Annotated in this window: 18 protein-coding genes; 15 read left to right on the top strand and 3 right to left on the bottom strand. The window is 67.2% G+C overall.

Going from position 1 to position 20489, the window contains the following annotated elements; genetic code table 11:
- Window positions 1-112: 112 nt before the first annotated feature.
- The 6 genes from fabI to FIU85_RS02500 are packed head-to-tail and all read left to right on the top strand — an operon-like array spanning window position 113 to window position 6629.
- Window positions 113-919: an enoyl-ACP reductase FabI gene (gene fabI, locus FIU85_RS02475; protein ID WP_152492240.1), complete on the top strand. Its 807-nt coding sequence runs from the start codon at window positions 113-115 to the stop codon at window positions 917-919.
- A 24-nt stretch (window positions 920-943) separates the two neighbouring features.
- Complete coding sequence (gpt, locus tag FIU85_RS02480; RefSeq protein ID WP_152495728.1) at window positions 944-1444, top strand: xanthine phosphoribosyltransferase; 501 nt, start codon at window positions 944-946, stop codon at window positions 1442-1444.
- Window positions 1445-1453: 9 nt separating this feature from the next.
- A complete protein-coding gene (locus tag FIU85_RS02485; RefSeq protein ID WP_152495729.1) occupies window positions 1454-2641 on the top strand; it encodes an aminotransferase in 1188 nt (395 codons plus the stop codon).
- A gap of 50 nt (window positions 2642-2691) precedes the next feature.
- Complete coding sequence (locus tag FIU85_RS02490) at window positions 2692-4533, top strand: peptidyl-prolyl cis-trans isomerase (RefSeq protein ID WP_152495730.1); 1842 nt, start codon at window positions 2692-2694, stop codon at window positions 4531-4533.
- A gap of 11 nt (window positions 4534-4544) precedes the next feature.
- Window positions 4545-6056 carry an anthranilate synthase component I gene (gene trpE, locus FIU85_RS02495; RefSeq protein WP_152495731.1) on the top strand — a complete coding sequence of 504 codons (1512 nt, stop codon included), beginning with the start codon at window positions 4545-4547 and terminating at the stop codon, window positions 6054-6056.
- 33 nt (window positions 6057-6089) lie between these two features.
- Window positions 6090-6629 (top strand): pseudouridine synthase, encoded by a 540-nt coding sequence (locus FIU85_RS02500; RefSeq protein ID WP_152495732.1) that lies wholly within the window; start codon window positions 6090-6092, stop codon window positions 6627-6629.
- Between the two features lie 73 nt (window positions 6630-6702).
- Here the strand turns inward: FIU85_RS02500 and FIU85_RS02505 are convergent, their stop codons facing one another.
- Window positions 6703-7797 (bottom strand): sensor histidine kinase, encoded by a 1095-nt coding sequence (locus FIU85_RS02505; RefSeq protein ID WP_152495733.1) that lies wholly within the window; start codon window positions 7795-7797, stop codon window positions 6703-6705.
- 159 nt (window positions 7798-7956) lie between these two features.
- On the bottom strand, window positions 7957-9579 hold the full coding sequence (locus FIU85_RS02510) for a divergent polysaccharide deacteylase family protein (protein WP_254702990.1): 1623 nt from the start codon (window positions 9577-9579) through the stop codon (window positions 7957-7959).
- Window positions 9580-9700: 121 nt separating this feature from the next.
- Here FIU85_RS02510 and FIU85_RS02515 point away from each other — a divergent pair, with 121 nt between their 5' ends.
- The 6 genes from FIU85_RS02515 (at window position 9701) to lexA (ending at window position 14550) form a co-directional block, all read left to right on the top strand.
- Entirely contained in the window at window positions 9701-10282 is a 582-nt protein-coding gene (locus FIU85_RS02515) for an aminodeoxychorismate/anthranilate synthase component II (RefSeq protein ID WP_152495734.1), read from the top strand.
- A complete protein-coding gene (trpD, locus tag FIU85_RS02520; protein ID WP_152492232.1) occupies window positions 10279-11301 on the top strand; it encodes an anthranilate phosphoribosyltransferase in 1023 nt (340 codons plus the stop codon). Before FIU85_RS02515 ends, trpD begins: the two co-directional genes overlap by 4 nt.
- Window positions 11298-12110 carry an indole-3-glycerol phosphate synthase TrpC gene (gene trpC, locus FIU85_RS02525; protein WP_152495735.1) on the top strand — a complete coding sequence of 271 codons (813 nt, stop codon included), beginning with the start codon at window positions 11298-11300 and terminating at the stop codon, window positions 12108-12110. The genes trpD and trpC overlap by 4 nt, the downstream gene beginning before the upstream one ends.
- Window positions 12110-12586: a cyclic pyranopterin monophosphate synthase MoaC gene (gene moaC / locus FIU85_RS02530; protein ID WP_152495736.1), complete on the top strand. Its 477-nt coding sequence runs from the start codon at window positions 12110-12112 to the stop codon at window positions 12584-12586. The genes trpC and moaC overlap by 1 nt, the downstream gene beginning before the upstream one ends.
- Window positions 12583-13755: a gephyrin-like molybdotransferase Glp gene (gene glp, locus FIU85_RS02535; protein ID WP_152495737.1), complete on the top strand. Its 1173-nt coding sequence runs from the start codon at window positions 12583-12585 to the stop codon at window positions 13753-13755. Before moaC ends, glp begins: the two co-directional genes overlap by 4 nt.
- An 84-nt stretch (window positions 13756-13839) precedes the next feature.
- A complete protein-coding gene (lexA, locus tag FIU85_RS02540) occupies window positions 13840-14550 on the top strand; it encodes a transcriptional repressor LexA (RefSeq protein WP_152495738.1) in 711 nt (236 codons plus the stop codon).
- On the opposite strand, the gene FIU85_RS02545 is transcribed toward lexA, so the two are convergent.
- Entirely contained in the window at window positions 14544-16577 is a 2034-nt protein-coding gene (locus FIU85_RS02545) for a ComEC/Rec2 family competence protein (protein ID WP_254702991.1), read from the bottom strand. The two genes, lexA and FIU85_RS02545, sit on opposite strands and share 7 nt — an antisense overlap.
- 84 nt (window positions 16578-16661) lie before the next feature.
- On the opposite strand from FIU85_RS02545, the gene gltX reads away from it, so the two are divergent.
- The 3 genes from gltX to FIU85_RS02560 all read left to right on the top strand — a co-directional run bounded on the left by gltX (window position 16662) and on the right by FIU85_RS02560 (window position 20362).
- Complete coding sequence (gltX, locus tag FIU85_RS02550; protein ID WP_152495739.1) at window positions 16662-18071, top strand: glutamate--tRNA ligase; 1410 nt, start codon at window positions 16662-16664, stop codon at window positions 18069-18071.
- Between the two features lie 72 nt (window positions 18072-18143).
- Window positions 18144-19439 (top strand): citrate synthase, encoded by a 1296-nt coding sequence (gltA, locus tag FIU85_RS02555; protein ID WP_152492226.1) that lies wholly within the window; start codon window positions 18144-18146, stop codon window positions 19437-19439.
- Between the two features lie 170 nt (window positions 19440-19609).
- Window positions 19610-20362 (top strand): calcium-binding protein, encoded by a 753-nt coding sequence (locus tag FIU85_RS02560; RefSeq protein WP_152495740.1) that lies wholly within the window; start codon window positions 19610-19612, stop codon window positions 20360-20362.
- The last annotated feature ends 127 nt before the right edge of the window (window positions 20363-20489 follow it).

Raw genomic sequence — 20489 nt, forward strand, 5'->3', positions numbered from 1 at the left:
TCGGCCCGCCACGCATTCTCGCCTGCATGCCGTCGCATCCGGTCTTTGGCTTGATGCACCTTTTGCAATCGCCTAAAGCAGTCAGACAAGCGAAGTGGGCCGAGGGCACTGAATGTCAAATCAACTGATGGCGGGCAAGCGTGGGCTGATCATGGGATTGGCCAATGACAAATCCATTGCGTGGGGAATCGCCAAGGCCTGCGCCGACGCCGGTGCCGAACTGGCCTTTTCCTACCAGGGCGAGGCGCTGCTGAAACGCGTCAAACCACTGGCCGAGGAACTGGGCAGCGACACCGTCCTGCCCTGCGACGTGGCCGACATGGCCTCGATCGGGGCCCTGTTCGACGAGTTGGAAAAGAAATGGGGCAAGATCGACTTCCTGGTCCATGCCATCGGCTTTTCCGACAAGAACGAGCTGCGCGGCCGCTACGTCGACACCAGCCGCGAGAATTTCATCAAGACGATGGATATCTCGGTCTATTCCTTCACCGCTGTGGCCCATCGCGCCGAGAAACTGATGACCGATGGCGGCTCCATGCTGACGCTGACCTACTATGGCGCCGAGCAGGTGATGCCGCATTACAACGTCATGGGCGTGGCCAAGGCCGCCCTAGAGGCGTCGGTGAAATACCTGGCCGAGGACCTGGGCCGCGACGGTATCCGCGTGAACGCCATTTCCGCCGGGCCGATCCGCACGCTGGCCGCCAGCGGCATCGGCGATTTCCGCTATATCCTGAAGTGGAACGAGCTGAACTCGCCCCTGCGCCGCAACATCACGATCGAGGATGTGGGCAAGTCCGCGCTCTATCTGCTCAGCGATCTGGGCAGCGGCACCACGGGCGAGAACCTGCACGTGGACGCGGGCTATCACATCGTCGGCATGAAGGCCGTCGACGCGCCGGATATCGACAAGAGCTGATCTGCCCCGGACGGGAGACACCGCATGACCGACCGCCTGCCCCACGAAAAAGGCTTTCACGTCAGCTGGGACCAGCTGCACCGCGACGCCCGCGCGCTGGCCTGGCGGTTGCAGGACGAGGCGCCGGCCGATGCCGACTGGAAGGCCGTGGTCGCCATCACCCGCGGCGGCATGGCCCCCGCGATGATCGTCGCGCGCGAGCTGGACATCCGCGCGGTCGATACGATCAGCGTGAAATCCTATGACCACCAGACCCAAGGCAAGCCCCAGATCCTGAAATCCCCCGATCCCGACCTCGTGGGCGATGGCGAGGGGGTACTGATCGTCGATGACCTGGTCGACACCGGCAAGACGCTGGAGGTGGTCCGCGCCGCCCTGCCGAAGGCGCATGTCGCCACCGTTTATGCCAAGCCGCAGGGGCGCGAGCTGGTCCATACCTTCGTGACCGAGGTCAGCCAGGACACCTGGATCTTCTTCCCGTGGGACTTGGCCCTGCAATATGTCGAACCCTATCGCGGGGCCTGAGGGGACAACATGACAAGCCGCACCGAGACGACCTTTTCGCCCCCGGTGATGGAGGCGCGGCGCTGGCTGGAAGGCGTCACCTTCCCGCCCGAGCGCCCGCTGATCAACGTCAGCCAGGCCGCCCCGGTGGAGCCGCCGCCCGAGCAACTGCGCCGGGTCATCGCCGAGGCCGCGCTGAACGAGCCGCAAGCGCATCTCTACGGCCCCGTGCTGGGCCGCCCGGATCTGCGCGAGGAAGTGGCCCGCCAGTGGTGCGGCGCCTATGGCGGGGCCATCGCGGCCGACCAGGTCGCCATCACCTCGGGCTGCAACCAGGCCTTTGCCGCCACCATCGCCGGGCTGTGTACCGAGGGCGACGAGGTCATCCTGCCCACCCCGTGGTACTTCAATCACAAGATGTGGCTCGACATGCAGGGCGTCACTTCCGTACCCCTGCCCACCGACGACGCGCTGCTGCCCGACCCCGAGCGGGCCGAGGGGCTGATCACCCCCCGCACGCGGGCCATTTCGCTGGTCACCCCCAACAACCCCGGCGGCGTGGAATACCCCGCCGATCTGGTGCGCGCCTTCTTCGATCTGGCGCGCCGCCACAGCATCGCGCTGATCGTGGATGAGACCTACCGCGACTTCGACGCCCGTAGCGGCGCGCCGCATGACCTTTTCACCGATCCCGCGTGGGACGACACGCTCATTCAGCTTTATTCCTTCTCCAAGGCCTATCGCCTGACCGGCCACCGGGTGGGCGCGATGGTCGCCAGCCGCGCACGGCTTGCCGAGGCCGAGAAGTTCCTCGATACCGTCACCATCTGCCCCAACCAGCTGGGCCAGATCGCCGCCCTGTGGGGGATGCAGAACCTGTCCCAATGGCTGGCCGGCGAACGCGACGAGATCCTCGACCGCCGCGCGGCCATTTCCGACAGCATGGCCAGGATCGAGGGCACAGGCTGGAAACTGATGGGCTGCGGCGCCTATTTCGCCTATCTCCGCCACCCTTTTGCGATGCCGTCGGACGAGCTGGCGCAGAAACTGGTGGCCGAGGCCGGTATCCTGCTCTTGCCCGGCACCATGTTCCAGCCCGCCGGTGACGCGCAGGGCAAGCGCGAGGTCCGCGTGGCCTTCGCCAACGTGAACCGCGCTGAAATCGGCACGCTCTTCGACCGGCTGGCCGCGCTTGACTGGCCCCTTGCTCCTCGCTGAAACCGGCCTTAGACAGGCCTGAACGCAAGAGCAGCCCCGGGGGAGGCCAAATGGCAGCCAAAAGCATAACGAAACCGCTTGTCTGGATCTTGATGGGTCTTCTGATCCTCGGTCTTGGCGGCTTCGGCGTCACCAGCCTGTCGGGCACCCTGCGCACGGTCGGCACCGTGGGCGAGGCCGAGATCTCGGTCCAGGACTATTTCCAGGGCCTGCAGAACGAGATCCGCGCCGAAGAAGCCGACCGTGGCGAGTCCATCAGCTTTGCCCAGGCCCGGGAGTTGAACATCCCCGAGCGTGTCATGGGCCAACTGACCGTGCAGGGCGCGCTGGACCATGAAACCATCGTCAACGACATCTCGGTGGGCGACACGAACCTGGCCGACCAGATCACCTCGATGCGCCAGTTCACCGGGCCGGGCGGCGAGTTCGACCGCGAGGCCTACCGTTTCACGCTGGACCGCATGGGCATGAACGAGTCCGAGTTCGAGGACGACATCCGCCGCGAGATCGCCCGCAGCTTCATCCAGGCCGCGGTGCTGTCGGGCGTCACCATGCCCGAGGCCTATACCGACACCGTCAAGCAATACCTGGGCGAACGGCGCGGCATCGAATGGGCCATCCTGGAACGTGGCGACCTGGAGGTCGGCGTGCCCGAGCCCAGCGAAGAAGACCTCGCCGCCTTCCACTCCGAGAACGAGGCGCGGTTCACCCGTCCCGAGGTCAAGCGCATCACCTATGCCTGGCTGACGCCCGAGATGATCCTCGACACGGTCGAGGTGGACGAGCAGGCCCTGCGCGACGCCTACGAAGCGCGGCGCGACGAATTCGTGCAGCCCGAGCGCCGGCTGGTCGAACGGCTGGTGTTTTCCGACACCGCCGCCGCCGAAGCCGCGATGGCGCGCATTGAGGAGGGCGAGACCAGCTTCGAGGATCTGGTGGCCGAGCGCGGGCTGGCACTGGCCGATACCGACATGGGCACCGTCACCGCCGCCGATCTGGGCGACGCCGCCGACGCGGTCTTCGGCGCTGCGCCCTCGGAAGTGGTGGGTCCCCTGCCCAGCAGCGTCGGCCCCGCCCTGTTCCGCGTGAACGCGGTGCTTCAGGCCCAGGAAACCACCTTTGAAGAGGCCGAGCCGGAACTGCGCGACATCATCGCCGTCGACCGCGCCCGCCGCGTGGTCGAAGGCCGCGTCGATGCGGTCGACGACCTTTTGGCCGGTGGCGCCACCATCGAGGATCTGGGCGCCGAGACCGCCATGCGCGTGGCCAGCATCGACTGGCATCCCGGCATGTCAGAGGAAATCGCCGCCTACGAGGGCTTCCGCGCCGCCGCCGCGAACCTCGGCGAGGACGACTACCCGGAAGTGATCGAGCTGGAGGATGGCGGCATCTTCGCCATGCGCCTGGACGAGACCGTGCCCCCCACCCTGCAACCGCTCGACGAGGTGCGCGACGCCGTCGCCGAGGCCTGGACCCAGACCAGGATCAACCAGCTTCTGCGCGAGCAGGTCGCCGGCAAGGTCGGACGCTTGGCCACCGGCGAAAGCTTCGAGGAGGTCGAGCTGAGCATCGATGGCAGCGAAGAGGTCACCCGCCGCGGCTTTATCGAGGAAGCCCCGCAGGAGTTCATCCAGACCGTGTTCGGCATGGAGGCGGGCGAGGTCGAGGTGATCAACGGCAACGGCCGCATCTTCGTGCTGAAACTCAACACGATCGAGCCGCCCGACCCCGAGGATGGCGACCTGCAACAGATCGACCGCTTCCTGCGCAACGAGACGGCGGGCAGCCTGTCGCAGGACCTGTTCCAGGTGCTGGCCAACGACATCCGCACCCGCGCCGATGTCAATTTCGACCAGGGCGCGCTCAACGCCGTGCACAACAACTTTCAGTAAAGGCGGACGCGTTGGACCTCACCCCGTCATTCGAGGATTTCGCCGCAGGGTATGAGGCCGGGCAGAACCAGGTCGTCTACGCCCGGCTGGCCGCTGATCTGGACACGCCCGTGTCGCTGATGCTGAAACTAACGGGCGCGGCCCGCGATGCGTTTCTGCTGGAATCGGTGACCGGTGGCGAGGTGCGCGGACGCTATTCGATGATCGGGATGAAGCCCGACCTCATCTGGCAGTGCCACGGGGACACCAGCCGCATCAACCGGCAGGCCCGGTTCGACGCGGACGCGTTCGAGCCGCTGGACGGCTCTCCGCTCGACACGCTGCGCGCGCTCATATCCGAGAGCCGCATCGACCTGCCCGATGGCCTGCCCGCCGCCAGCGCGGGTCTCTTCGGCTATCTGGGCTATGACATGATCCGGCTGGTCGAACACTTGCCGGATGTGAACCCCGACCCGTTGGGCCTGCCCGACGCGGTGATGATCCGCCCGTCCGTGGTGGCCGTGCTGGACGGGGTCAAGGGCGAGGTGATCGTCGTGGCCCCCGCCTGGGTCAGCGACGGGCAAAGCCCGCGCGCCGCCTATGCCCAGGCCGCCGAGCGGGTGATGGACGCGGTGCGCGACCTCGAACGCGCCCTGCCCCAGCAGGCCCGCGACCTGGGCGACGCGCAAGAGGCGGGCGCGCCGGTCAGCAATTTCACCCGCGAGGGCTACAAGGCCGCCGTGGAGAAGGCCAAGGAATACATCCGCGCCGGCGACATCTTTCAGGTCGTGCCCAGCCAGCGCTGGACACAGGACTTTCCGCAGCCACCCTTCGCGCTCTATCGCAGCCTGCGGCGCACCAACCCGTCGCCCTTCATGTTCTATTTCAACTTCGGCGGCTTTCAGGTGGTGGGCGCCAGCCCCGAAATTCTGGTGCGCGTCATGGACGGCGAGGTCACGATCCGCCCCATCGCCGGCACGCGCCCCCGCGGTGAAACCCCGGACGAAGACCGCGCCAACGAGGCCGATCTTCTGGGCGACCAGAAAGAGCTGGCCGAGCACCTGATGCTGCTGGATCTGGGCCGCAACGACGTCGGCCGCGTGGCCAGGATCGGCACGGTGCGCCCCACGGAAGAGTTCATCATCGAACGCTACAGCCACGTCATGCACATCGTGTCGAACGTGGTGGGCGAACTTTCCGACGAGCACGACGCGCTTTCCGCACTGCTGGCCGGCCTGCCCGCCGGCACAGTCAGCGGCGCCCCCAAGGTCCGCGCGATGGAGATCATCGACGATCTGGAACCCGAAAAGCGCGGCGTCTATGGCGGCGGCGTGGGGTATTTCAGCTGCACCGGCGACATGGATGTCTGCATCGCCCTGCGCACGGCGGTAGTGAAGGACGGCAAACTCTACATCCAGGCGGGCGGCGGCGTGGTCTATGACAGCGACGCCGAGGCCGAGTACATGGAGACCGTCCACAAGTCCAACGCCATCCGCCGCGCCGCCGCCGACGCCACCCGCTTCACCGGCAACGGCAACACGTAGGGTGGGGTTTCACCCCACCACCCCCCGCCCCCCATGCTGATCCTCTTCAACAAACCCATGGGCGTCCTGTCGCAGTTCACCGACAAGGGCACGCAAGGCAGTCCGCGCCCCACGCTCTCGGCCTATATCGACATGCCGGGTGTGTACCCCGCCGGGCGGCTCGACCGCGACAGCGAAGGGCTCTTGCTGCTGACCGATGACGGCAAGCTGCAGGCGCGCCTGTCGAACCCGAAATTCAAGACCGAGAAAACCTACCTAGTGCAGGTCGAGGGCGACCCCGATGCCGCCGCGCTCGACGCGCTGGCGAAAGGCGTGACGCTCAAGGACGGTCCTACCCGGCCCGCCAAGGCCCGCCGCATCGACCCGCCCGACCTCTGGCCGCGCGACCCGCCGGTCCGACTCCGCAAATCCGTGCCCGATTGCTGGCTGGAAATTACCATATCAGAAGGCCGCAATCGGCAGGTCCGCCGCATGACGGCCCATGTGGGCCACCCCACCCTGCGGCTGGTGCGCTGGCGGGTGGGCGATTTCACGCTGGACGGGCTCGATCCCGGCACGTGGCGCGAGGCCTGACCCGGGCGGTCTTGTCCGCACCGTCGCCGGGCACGCCACGATGCGCCGCCGCGTCGCGCCGGTCCGGACCGCTCTACGTCGCCGCGGGTGTGAAGGTCAGCGTCGCCACGACCCCATGGGCGCCGTTCCGCAAGTCCAGGTCCGTGCCAAGCTCCAGGCAGATCACCTCGGCGATCTTCATTCCCAGACCGGCGGACTCGATCCCGTGGTCGGGCGGAAGGCCCACGCCGGTATCCGAACATGTCAGCCGGACCTGGCCGTCCGGTTCGAGACCCAGCTCGACCGTCACGCTGCCAGTATGCCCGTCGCGAAACCCGTGCTTGAAGGAATTCGCGACGAATTCGTTCACGAAGGTCCCCACGGCCACGGCCTGCTGCGCCGGGACCGAGACCGGCGTCGTCGCCACCTCGAGCGTGACCCCCTCAGGCGCCAGCCCCTCCAGCTGCGCGCAGACGCTGGTCAGGAAGGCCCCGAGTTCGACCACGCTGTGTTCGTCAGACTGGTACAGCATCTCGTGCAACTGTGTCAGCGCGTCGATCCGGGTCTTGACCATCGACAGGGCCAGCTTCGCGTCGTCCGACGCAAAGGCCCTGGATTGAAGATTGGTGAAGGACGACAGCGATTGCAGCGAATTCTTGACCCTGTGATCCACCTCGCGGCGCAGGATATCGGCCGACCGCAGCGCCTTGCGCATCTCAAGCAGGGTCACGACCTGCCGCGCCAGAACGCGCAGGGTGTCACGCTGCAACGCGGTCAGTTCGCGGGGCTCGTAGTCCAGAACGCAAAGCGTGCCCAGCGGCAGCCCGTCCTGGGTGGTCAGCAGCGCCCCGGCATAAAAGCGCAGGCCGGGCTCGCCGCAGCACAGCGGGTTGTCCTGCATCCGTGGATCGTCCAGCGTGTCCCGGATCTCGGCAAACTCGTCTTGCAGTATCACATGCGCACAGATCGAGGTCGCCAGAGGCGTCTCGCGCACCCCAAGCCCGGTTTCCGCCTTGAACCACTGCCGTTCGGCATCGATGAAATTGACCACCGAGATCGCCGTGCCGCAGGTCGCCGCGGCCAGCTTCACGATCTCGTCGAACTCCTGCTCGGGATCCGTGTCGAGGATCTCGAAGTCGCGCAGCGCGGCAAGCCTGCGCTGTTGGAGCGGATGTTGAAGGGCTTGCATGGAAAATGACGGTCCTGAACTGTGCTCAACTGGGAAATGGCGCTGCCGGGTCTGCTGCGCCGCGTATCGTGGAATATCCGGTTCCTGAGGATCCTTACGACATCCCCCGGGCGCGGCGCAACCGGGGGTGCGCCCACCGTCGCGTCACGCGGGGCTGGCCTACTCCGCAGTCAGCACCGCCGAGACCGGCGCCAGCGCCACGCTGGCGGCCCTGTCCTGCAAGCCCCACAAGAGCAGCGCGCTGATCGTGTCGGGGCGCAGGCGGCCCACCATGATTACCCCGCCCTCCTCCTGGCCGGCGCGAAACGCCGCCTGGTCGAGAAACCGGCGCACCGCGCTGGCGCTCTGGCCGTTGGAATCGAAGTCCCGGAACACGGTGGCCGAGGGCACGCCCTGGCGCGCGATCAGCTTTTGCACGGTGTTCAGCCCGTTGGGGAACATCACCAGGCCATGACCGCTGTCTTGCAGGATCGGCGCCAGTTGCTCGGCCGCCTCGCGGCTGGATTGCAGGCCGGTGCCGGTGCCCTCGAAGACGGCGACCGCCTCGGGGACGGCCTCGAGATAGATGCTCATGGACGTCTCGGCATCGCTGGCGGAGGCATTCTGCGGCAGGTCGACCATGACCAGCACCTCCATCCCCGCGGCGCGATACTTGGCGGCGGTTTCGGCGGCGTTGGCATCCGACGCATCCACCGCAAAGCTGAGCGGATAGGGGAAATCGGCCAATGCGGCCGGGCCGATCGGGCTGGTGCCGTCGTCGATCAGGATGATCGACATCAGCGGCTTGTTCTCGGGGTTCTCGAACGCGGTCGCGTAGCGTTCCAGTCGCGGCAGGTCCTCCGGCGTCGCGCCCTCGGCGGTCTCTGCCTCTGTCTCCGCCGCTTCGGCGGGCGCCGGCTCGGGCTCGGGGTCGTCGATGGCCGTGGGCAGGCGGTTGGTGGTCACGCCATCGGCCAGGTCGCCGATGGTGCCGGCCGCGCCCTCCTCGCTTGCCGTGTCCACGCCTTCGCCACCTGCCTCGCCCTCGGGCGCGGTCATGTCCGCAGGCGCATCGCCCTCCGGGGCCGCTGGCGCGGTGTCTTCCGCCGCCTCCTGCGGCTCGGACAGCTCGGCGCCGTCCTGCGCCTCCGGTGCGGGCATGTCGCTGGCCGGTGCCTCCGGGGCGGTCTCCGGCGAGGCGTCGGCCTGCGCCTCGGGCGCGGTCTCGCCGTCCTCCGCAGGGGCCGCATCGCTTTCGCCCGCCGGGTCATCCGCGCCGTCGTCCTCCCTCTCGGGAAAGGCCGCGCTTTCGGTCTCCGGCTCCGGCATCGCGGGCTGCGCCGGCTCGGTGGAAATCGACAGGTCGTCCTCCCCCGTCGGCGCTTCGGGGGCCTGGGCCTGCGGATTGGGCAGCACCGGCTGTTCCGAGCCGACATCGACACCGCTCTCGCCCTCGGGCGAGTCCGGCATGTTCAGGCCGGTCTCGGGCGCGCCGGTCTCGGGCTGGCCCGACGAGGTGGTGTCGGCCCCTTCCAGCGAACTGAGATCATCGGGATCGGGTGCGTTCACCTGCGGCACCGCGTCAGGCGTCTGCGTGTCCTGCAGCTTGGGCAGGGACACCGCGTCATCCTCCCGCGACTGGTCGAATTCCGAGCCCGCGGGCACTTCCACTTCGGTCGCCTCGGGCGGCGCATCGCCCGGCAGGTCGCTCAACACGGAAAGCCCGCCCAGGAGAAGCCCCGACACCGCCGTTCCCGTCACCAATCCGGCAAGATATCCGCGTAACACTGCTTTTGCCCTCATATTTCTTTCTTAACAGTTTTGCGCCTCTTGACCCTGCCGCGCAACCCTGAGCATCTATATCGCGATTGAAAGCCCGGGTCATAGGCCCGAAATGACACGGCGCAGACGGGAAATTGGCGACATGTTGCTGCTTATCGATAACTACGACAGTTTCACCTACAACCTCGTGCAATACGTGGGCGAGCTGGGTGCGGACGTGAAAGTGCACCGCAACGACGCCCTGAACGTGCAGGAGGCGATGGCGATGAAACCCGCGGGCATCCTGCTGTCCCCCGGCCCCGGCACGCCGTCCCAGGCGGGCATCTGCAAGGCGCTGATCGAGGCGGCGGCGGATACCGAAACGCCGCTCTTGGGCGTCTGCCTTGGCCACCAGGCCATCGGCGAGGTCTTCGGCGGCACGGTCACGCGCCACTCGGACATCGTGCACGGCAAGATGGGCACGATGCATCACACCGCCTCCGGCGTCTTCGCCGGACTGCCCACGCCGTTCGAGGCGACACGCTATCACTCGCTCGTCGTGGCGCGCGAGACCTGCCCCGATGTGCTCGATATCACGGCGGAACTCGAGGACGGCACGATCATGGGCCTGCAACACAAGTCGCTGCCCATCCACGGCGTGCAGTTCCACCCCGAATCGATCCGCTCGGAACACGGGCACGCGTTGCTGAAGAATTTCCTCGACGTGATGAAGGTGCCCGCGTGAGCGACAGCCTGAAGCCCCTGATCGGCGCCGCCGCCGACCGCCCCCTGACCCGGGACGAGGCCGAGGCGGCCTTTACTACGCTCTTCGAAGGCGAGGCGACACCCGCGCAGATGGGCGGCTTCCTGATGGCCCTGCGCACGCGCGGCGAGACGGTGGACGAATACGCCGCCGCCGCCGCCGTGATGCGCGCCAAGTGCCACAAGGTCCGCGCGCCCAAAGGCGCGATGGACATCGTCGGCACCGGGGGCGACGGCAAGGGCACGCTCAACATCTCGACCGCCACCGCCTTTGTCGTGGCCGGCGCGGGCGTGCCGGTGGCCAAGCACGGCAACCGCAACCTCAGTTCCAAATCCGGCGCGGCCGATGCCCTTACCCAGATGGGCGTCAACGTGATGATCGGGCCGGATGTGGTTGAAAAGGCTTTGGAAAAGGCCGGAATCGCCTTCATGATGGCGCCCATGCATCATCCGGCCATGGCCCATGTCGGCCCCGTCCGGGCCGAGCTGGGAACGCGCACGATCTTCAACATCCTCGGCCCGCTCACCAATCCCGCGGGCGTCAAACGCCAGCTGACCGGCGCTTTCAGCGCGGCGCTCATCCGGCCCATGGCCGAAACCCTGGGTCAGCTCGGGGCCGAACGCGCCTGGCTGGTCCATGGCGGCGACGGCACCGACGAGCTGAGCATTTCCGCCCCCAGCCAGGTGGCGGCGCTGGAAGAGGACGGCACCATACGCGAGGCGGAAATTCACCCCGAGGATGCCGGCCTGCCCGTGCACCCGTTCGAGGATATCCTGGGAGGCACGCCCGAGGAAAACGGCCGCGCCTTCCGCGCGCTGTTGGACGGCGCGCAAGGCGCCTACCGCGACGCCGTGCTGCTGAACGCCGCCGCAGCACTTGTGGTGGCGGGCCACGCGGACGACCTCAAGCAAGGCGTTGAGCAGGCCCGCGACAGCATCGACAGCGGCGCCGCCCGCGCCCGGATCGAGACACTTGCCAAAATTACATCGGAGGCCGCATGAGCACGCCGTCCATCCTTGAAAAGATCAAGGCCTACAAGCTGGAGGAAATCGCCGCGGCCAAGGCCGACAAACCTCTGGAAACACTGGAGAACGAAGCCGCGAACGCCCCCCCCGTGCGGCCTTTCGGCAATGCACTCCTGCAGGCCAGCAAGACCGGCTTCGGCCTGATTGCCGAGATCAAGAAGGCCAGCCCGTCCAAGGGCCTCATCCGCGAAGATTTCGACCCCGCCGCGCTCGCTGCCGCCTACGCCGAGGGCGGCGCCACCTGCCTGTCGGTCCTGACCGACACGCCCAGCTTCCAGGGCGCGCCAGAATACCTGAAGCAGGCCCGCGAGGCTTGCGATCTGCCGGTGCTGCGCAAGGATTTCCTTTACGATCCCTACCAGGTGGTCGAGGCCCGCGCCTGGGGCGCGGACTGCATCCTGATCATCATGGCCTCGGTCAGCGACTCCCAGGCCATCGAATTGGAAGAGGCTGCCATCGCACACGGTATGGATTCGCTGATCGAGGTGCACAACGAGGAAGAGCTGGAACGCACGAACCTGCTGAAATCCAACCTTCTGGGCATCAACAACCGCGATCTCAACACCTTCGAGACCTCGCTCGACACCACCAAGCGCCTGGCCCGGCTGGCCCCCATCGAGCACCTTCTGATCTCGGAAAGCGGGTTCTACACCAATGACGACCTCGCGGAAATGGCACGCTACGGCACGCGCTGCTTCCTCATCGGCGAAAGCCTGATGCGGCAAGAGGATGTCACCGCCGCAACCCGCGATATCCTGGCCGGCTCCGCGCCGGCGGCGCATTGATGGCGGGGCTCACGCATTTCGACGGCAAGGGCGACGCCCACATGGTCGACGTCTCGGACAAGGACGTGACGGCGCGCGTCGCCGTGGCCGAGGCCCATGTCAAGATGGCCCGCGAAACCTTTGATATCATTACCGAAGGTCGCGCGAAGAAGGGCGATGTCCTGTCCGTTGCGCGGCTCGCCGGCATCATGGGTGCCAAGCGCACGTCCGAGCTGATCCCGCTCTGCCATCCGCTGCCCATCGCCAAGGTCGCGGTGGAGCTGACCCCCGACCCCGACCTGCCCGGCATCCGCATCACCGCCACCGTCAAGACCACCGGCCAGACCGGCGTCGAGATGGAGGCGCTGACGGCGGCCAGCACCGCCGCCCTGACGGTCTATGACATGGCCAAGGCCGTTGACCGCGCGATGGAAATCGGCGGGCTGCGCGTGGTGCTGAAAGACGGCGGAAAATCAGGCCGTTACGAGGCGAAATGATCACCGTCGACGAGGCCCTAGCGCACCTCTTTTCGCTCGTCTCCCCGCTGGAGCCGGAAACTGTTCCCTTGCGCGAGGCGCATGGCCGCGTTCTGGCGCAGGATGCCGAGGCGCGGCGCGACCAGCCGCCGTTCGACGCGTCCTCGATGGACGGCTACGCCCTGAAGGCGTCCGAGGCCGCCTCCGGCGCCAGCTTCGAAATCATCGGCGAATCCGCCGCCGGGCATGGCTTTGCCGGCACCGTCGGCGCGCATCAGGCCGTGCGCATTTTCACCGGCGCGCCGGTGCCAAAAGGCGCGGACAAGGTCGTGATCCAGGAGGACGTCACCCGCGACGGCGACCGCATCACCCTCGGCGACAGGCTTGAGGACAAGCCGAACATCCGCCCCCGCGGCGACGACTTCCGCGTCGGCGACCGGATCAAGGCGCCCCGCCTGCTCTCGCCCGAGGACGTGGCACTGCTGGCGTCGATGAACGTGGCCGAGGTCACCGTTACCCGCAAACCCAAGGTGGCCCTCATCGCCACCGGCGACGAGCTGGTCATGCCCGGCGAGGACCCCGGCCCCGATCAGATCATCGCGTCAAATTCCTTCGGCCTCTGCGCCCTGCTCGACACCCTGGGCGCCGAGCCCCGCATGCTGCCCATCGCCGGCGACACGCGCGTGGCGCTGGAGACCGCCTTCGACCTCGCCAAGGGCGCCGACCTCGTGGTCACCATCGGTGGCGCGTCGGTGGGCGACCATGACCTCGTGGGCGCGGTGGCCGGCGATCTCGGCATGGAGCGGTCGTTCTACAAGGTCAGGATGCGCCCCGGCAAACCCCTCATGGCCGGTCGCATGGGCGAAGCCGCCATGCTGGGCCTGCCCGGCAACCCGGTCTCGGCCATGGTCTGCGGGCACATCTTCATGGCCCCGATGATCCGCGCCATGCAGGGACTTGGCGCACACCCTGCCCCGCGCCTTTCGGCCAGGCTCGCCGCCGCCATGGGCCCCGGCGGCCCGCGCGAGCATTACATGCGGGCGCAAGTCGAGAACGGCACCATCCTGCCCGAACGCAGCCAGGACAGCGGCATGCTCTCGGTCCTGGCCCGCGCCAACGCGCTGCTGATCCGGCCCGCAGACGATGCCCCCCGGGCGCAGGGCGACCGGGTCGATTACGTGCCGATCTGACCCGTATATCCACAGACCCGTTGACACAAAACAAGAACATGCGTAGAACAAATGTAAACGCATGGACCGTGGAGGCGTGAGAAAATGCTGACCAAGAAACAGCTCGATCTGCTGGAGTTCATTCACAAACGGGTGCAGCGCGACGGTGTGCCGCCCAGCTTCGACGAGATGAAGGATGCGCTGGACCTGCGCTCGAAATCCGGCATCCACCGCCTGATCACGGCTTTGGAGGAACGCGGCTTCATCCGCCGCCTTGCCCACCGTGCGCGGGCGCTGGAAATTATCAAGCTGCCCGAAAGCATGGGCGGAGACATGATCGGCGAAAGCGGCGGCTTTACCCCCCGCGTGATCGAGGGCGACCGCCCCGAGGCCGCACAGCCCGCCAATGCCCAGCCGGTCGCGCCGGTGCATGCGCTGGAGCTGCCCGTCATGGGCCGCATCGCCGCCGGTGTCCCGATCGAGGCGATCGCCCATGCCAGCCACAACGTCGCCGTCCCCGGCGACATGATCGCCGGCCCCGGCCAGCATTACGCGCTCGAGGTCAAGGGCGACTCGATGATCGAGGCGGGCATCAATGACGGCGACGTGGTGGTGATCCGCGAGACGTCGACGGCCGACAATGGCGATATCGTCGTGGCGCTGGTGGACGATCAGGAAGCGACGCTGAAGAAATTCTATCGCCGCGGCAACGCCATAGCCTTGGAGGCTGCGAACCCCGCCTACGAGACCCGCGTCCTGCCCGAGGACCAGGTCAAGGTGCAGGGCCGCCTTGTGGGTCTGATCCGCACCTACTGACGCGCCCCTGACCGCCGCCAGCGGTCCGTGTTCCACAGCCGCTCGCCGGTCATGTCGCGGGCAGTGACGGCCCTGAGCCCGCCTTTCTCGCGCCAGATTGCCAGCGCCCCCGTTTCCTTCAGCGTATCCGGATGGATCGTCCGGCACGGTAATTGGGCCTGCGGCACGTTGTTGAACACCACCCAATCCTTTGGGCCGCACTCGGTGAATTCTTCCGCCGCGCGCTTGCCCCGCACGGCGGTGATCGGCCAGCCGTCGCCGCCCGCGACCTTGGTCCAGCGGGCAAAAGCGCCCTCCTGGTCCACCGGATCGCCGTCATTCTCCAGCCAGTTCGCGGCGACAAAGCCCGACGCGCGGCCCGTGGAGAGCGCCCGGCCCTCGGGCGTCATCACACCCACAAGGCTGCCAGTGTCCGAGACGAGGATATCCGGCCGCTCCGCCTCGGCCCAAAGGACAAAAGCCAGCGCCACCGGCACCACCCCGGCAAACCGCGCCCGCCCCTGCCAGAGCACCACGAAAAGCGCCCCCAGCGACAGAAGCGGCAGCACCCAGGGCCCCGGGCGCACCACCGTGCCCCGGGCGCCGTCCAGCCCCGAGACCCAATGCGCCACGCCCAGGATCCACTCCAGCGCGGGCTGCATCACGGCGAGCGCCAGCCCCTCCACCCCCAAGGGCATCAACAGCCCCGCCAGCACCGCCATGGGCATCACCAGCACACCCATCAGCGGCACGCTCAGCAGGTTCGCCACCAGCCCGTAATGCGCGATCTGGTTGAAATGCGCCGCCGCAATCGGCGCCGTCGCCAGGCCGGCCACGAAGGACGACATGACCACGGCCCAGACGGGCCGCATCCATTTCGGCCCCAGGCGCCAGTCCCGGTCGCGCAAGGCCCCGAACACCGCCACCAGCGCCGTGGTGGCGGCAAAGGACATCTGGAACCCCGGCCCCATCAGCGCCTCCGGTCGCAGCAGCAGGATGATGCAGGCCGCCAGCGCCACCGCCCGCAAGCTGAGCGCCCGCCGGTCCGCCAGCACCGCCAGCAGCATCACCGCCACCATAACGAACGCCCGCTCGGTCGCCACGTTGCCGCCCGACAGCGCCAGATATCCCGCCGCCGCCAGCAACGCGCCCACCGCCGCGATCTTCTTGGTGGGCAGGCGCAACCCCCAGCCCGGCACGGCGGCCATCCCCAGCCGCAGCGCGCCAAAGACGAACCCGGCCAGCAGCCCCATATGCAGGCCGGAAATCGCCAGCAGATGCGCCAGGTTCGACACGCGCAGCGCCGTCAGCGTCTCCTGCCCCATGCCCGAGCGGTCGCCGGTCATGATCGCCGCCGCAAACGCCCCGGCCTCGCCCGGCATCTGCGCCTGGATGCGGTCCGACAACGCCATGCGCGTCTTGAACAGGATCTGCCCGCCCGCCGCCGGTTCCAGCAGCAGGACAGGCGTGCGGGTATAGCCCACCGCCCCCAGCCCCTTGAACCACGCGTGCCGCTGGAAATCGAAGCCCCCCGGCTCGACCGGGCCGGCGGGCGGCGACAGGTGCGCGGTCAGGATCAGCGTCTCGCCCGGTTGCGGATCGGCGCCCTCCGCCGCGCCGTGAAACGACACCCGCACGCGCCCCGGCGTCCGCTCGGGGGCCATGTAGCGCAGCACCACCCGGTCCAGCGTCACCCGCAACGCGTCCGAGCCTGAGCGGTCGATATCCACCACCCGCCCCTCGACCGGGCCGTAATAGCGCCAGCCCAGCTTGGCATCCGCCACGCCGTGCGCCCGGGCCGCGGCGATGCAGAGCCCGAGCGCCACCAGCGTCACGGCCCAGATCACCGGCGCCAGCCCCGCGCCGACAAAACGCAGCAGCGCAAGCGCCATGCCGACGCCTCCGGCCAATGCGGCGTACACCCATAGCGGCGGCTCGGACTTCAGCCCGAAATAGAGCGCGATCCCGCAGGCCAGCATCACCGGCACCCATGCAAACAGGTGCCCTCGCTGATCCAGCCAGGCGGTGATGGCACGATGCCAAGGCACCAAGGCTTGTCTCCCTTTTCATGGGCCGATAGACAGGACCGTAACGATACGTCCCCCATGCTTACCGAAAGGTTAACCGGCCCCATGTCGCAGCCAGTTGTCACCCGTTTTGCCCCTTCGCCGACCGGATACCTGCATATCGGCGGGGCGCGCACGGCGCTCTTCAACTGGCTGTTCGCGCGGCACCACGGCGGCTCGTTCCTTCTGCGGATCGAGGATACCGACCGCGCGCGCTCGACCCCCGAGGCGACGCAGGCGATCCTGGACGGGCTGGCGTGGCTCGGCCTCGACCATGACGGCGAGGCGGTCAGCCAGGCCGCCCGCGCCGACCGCCACGCCGAGGTGGCGAACGAACTGCTGACCAAGGGCCAGGCCTACAAATGCTTCGCCACGCAGGAGGAAATACAGGCGTTCCGCGACGCGGCCAAGGCCGAGGGCCGCTCGACCCTCTATCGCAGCCCGTGGCGCGACGCCGATCCCGCCACGCACCCCGACGCGCCCTACGTCATCCGCATCAAGGCCCCGCTAGACGGCACGACCACCATCGCCGACAAGGTGCAGGGCGACGTCACCATCCGCAACGATCAGCTGGACGACATGGTCCTGCTGCGCTCGGACGGCACGCCGGTCTACATGCTGGCCGTGGCGGTGGACGACCACGACATGGGCGTCACTCACGTCATCCGCGGCGACGACCACCTCAACAACGCCGCCCGCCAGATGCTGATCTACACCGCCATGGGCTGGCCCCTGCCGGTCTACGCCCATATCCCGCTGATCCACGGCCCCGACGGCAAGAAGATGAGCAAGCGCCACGGTGCGCTCGGCGTCGACGAGTACCAGAAGCAGGGGTACCCGGCCGCGGGCATGCGCAACTATCTCGCCCGCCTGGGCTGGAGCCACGGCGACGACGAGTTCTTCACCGACGACCAGGCGAAGGCATGGTTCGACCTAGACGGGATCGGCAAATCCCCCGCCCGGTTCGACTTCAAGAAGCTGGACAATCTCTGCGGCCAGCATATTGCCGCCAGCGACGATGCTGCGCTGCTGCATGAACTGAACGGATTCCTTGACGCGACGGCATCCGATCCGCTGCCCGAAGCGAAACAGGCGCTGCTTCTGGACGGCATGTACTGCCTCAAGGAGCGCGCGAAGAACTTTCCTGAACTTCTTGATAAGGCCGAATTTATTCTGGCGGACCGACCGATCGAACCGGACACGAAGGCCGCCGCGCAGCTGGACGCAGTATCCCGTGGTATACTGAACGAATTGACGCCGCACTTGCAAAATGCTAACTGGTCGCGCAACGATCTGGAAGAGGCAGCGAATGCGTTTGCCGCCTCCAAGGATCTAAAGTTCGGCAAGCTGGCCGGCCCGATGCGGGCCGCGCTGGCCGGTCGGGCGGCAACACCGAGCGTGTTTGACATGATGCTGGTCCTGGGCCGGGAGGAATCCCTCGCCCGACTGAACGATGCTGCCTCGAAGAGTGTTTAACACTCTTGTAAGGTGCACTGGATTAAGCAGCCAAGACGCGCCGCGCGTCACGGCTTGACGAGGGAGACCCTGATGGCAGACAGTACCAAATCCGCGAAACTGACGATCGGCGACAAGGAATACGAACTTCCGGTCTATTCCCCCACCGCCGGCCCGGACGTGATCGACATCCGCAAGCTCTACGCGCAGGCGGGCGTCTTCACCTATGACCCCGGCTTCACCTCGACCGCCAGCTGCGACAGCACGATCACCTATATCGACGGCGGCAAGGGCGAGCTTCTGCACCGCGGCTACCCGATCGACCAGCTGGCCGAGAAATCGCATTACCTCGAGGTCTGCTACCTGCTGCTCTATGGCGAGCTGCCTTCCGCGGCCCAGCTGGAGGATTTCGAGAACCGTGTGACCAACCACACCATGCTGCACGAACAGATGCACTTCCTGTTCCGCGGCTACCGTCGGGATGCGCACCCGATGGCCATCATGGTCGGCGTGGTGGGCGCGCTTTCCGCCTTCTACCACGACAGCACCGACATCTCGGACCCGTGGCAGCGCGAGGTCGCGACGATCCGCCTGATCGCCAAGATGCCGACCATCGCCTCGATGGCCTACAAGTACACGCTGGGCCAGCCCTTCGTCTATCCGCGCAACGATGTGGACTATGCGTCGAACTTCCTGCGCATGTGCTTTGCCGTCCCGGCCGAGGATTACGAGGTCAACCCGATCCTCAGCCGCGCCATGGACCGCATCTTTACCCTGCATGCCGACCACGAGCAGAACGCCTCGACCTCCACGGTCCGGCTGGCCTCGTCGTCGGGCGCCAACCCCTTCGCCTGTGTCGCGGCGGGCATTGCCTGCCTCTGGGGTCCGGCCCATGGCGGCGCCAACCAGGCCTGCCTGGAGATGCTGCAGGAAATCGGCACGCCCGACCGCATCCCGGAATTCATCGCGCGGGCCAAGGACAAGGACGATCCGTTCCGCCTGATGGGCTTCGGGCACCGCGTCTACAAGAACTTCGACCCCCGCGCCAAGGTGATGAAACAATCCGCCGACGAGGTGCTCGACCTCTTGGGGATCGAGAACAACCCGACGCTGCAAGTCGCCAAGGAACTTGAGAAACAGGCGCTGGAAGATTCCTACTTCACCGAGAAGAAGCTCTTCCCCAACGTCGATTTCTACTCGGGCATCATCCTCGAGGCGATGGGCTTCCCGACCTCGATGTTCACGCCCATCTTCGCGCTCAGCCGCACGGTGGGCTGGATTTCGCAGTGGAAGGAAATGATCGGCGATCCGCAACTGAAAATCGGCCGCCCGCGTCAGCTCTACAAGGGCGAGACGCTGCGCGATTACGTGGACATGGAAAACCGCTGAGCGCGACCTTCCTGCCGTTCCGAAACGCCCCGCCAGCGCGGGGCGTTTTCTTTGTGCCCGCAGGATGGCTAAAATTGTAGCCAAGTGATGTGCGGCGGCCGGTCGCGCATTTACCGGCGGTTCAGTCTCCTGCGCCATGATGCCCGCAACCGGGCAACTTGGGGCGCATCATGGCGATACTCGGCATCCTGATACTGATCGGCGGCGCAATGGCCGGCCTCGTGGGGCTGGGCGGGATCGACCTGCCCGAGTTTGCGCCGGACGACACAACCGAAGACTCCGCCGAGGCCGAGGCGCAGGCCGCCGCGCGCAGCGATCTCCTGCTGGGCGGCGACGGCGCCGAGCTTCTGGCGGGGGGCACCGGCGGCGACTGGCTCATCGGCTTCGATGGCGACGACACGCTGACCGGCGGCGCGGGCGGCGACGTCATCATTCCCGGCACCGGGCAGGACGCGGTTGCCGCCGGCGACGGCCACGATTTCGTCGAGGCGGCCAATGTCGCGGACGAGGCTGCCCTGCGCAGTTCCGCCGCCGGGGCCGACGATATCTTCGACATCGCGTTCGCCTACGACCTGCCGGCCGCGTCCGATGCCGGCGACCTGGTCGACCTCGGCGCGGGCGACGACACCGTGGTGGCAGGCTCCGACGACACCATCGCCGGCGGTCCCGGCGGCGACGAGTTTGCCTTGGGCGACTGGATCGCCGGCGACGCCCCGGTCGAGATCGCGGATTTCGACGCGGCGGAGGATATCATCACTTTCGTCTACGACCGGGACGGGGACGCCCCCGAACTGTCGGTCGCGCGGAACGAGACGACGGGCGTCACCACCATCATGGCCGACGGCCGCTCGATCGCCGTCCTGCGCGACACCAGCCCGGACTTCTCGTTGCGCAATGTCGCCATCGGCCGCTACACGGCCTGAGCTTTCCGTGGTCCCGCCCGAAAATCAACGCTTCTTCCAAATCGGAAAAATTGTTTCGCAAGTGGCGACGATGCACCGGGCAAATGGCCCGAAAACCGATGAATCCGGCCCGAAATCGACGAATGTT

Origin of the sequence: Roseovarius sp. THAF8 (assembly GCF_009363735.1) — a bacterium.
Lineage (GTDB): Bacteria > Pseudomonadota > Alphaproteobacteria > Rhodobacterales > Rhodobacteraceae > Roseovarius.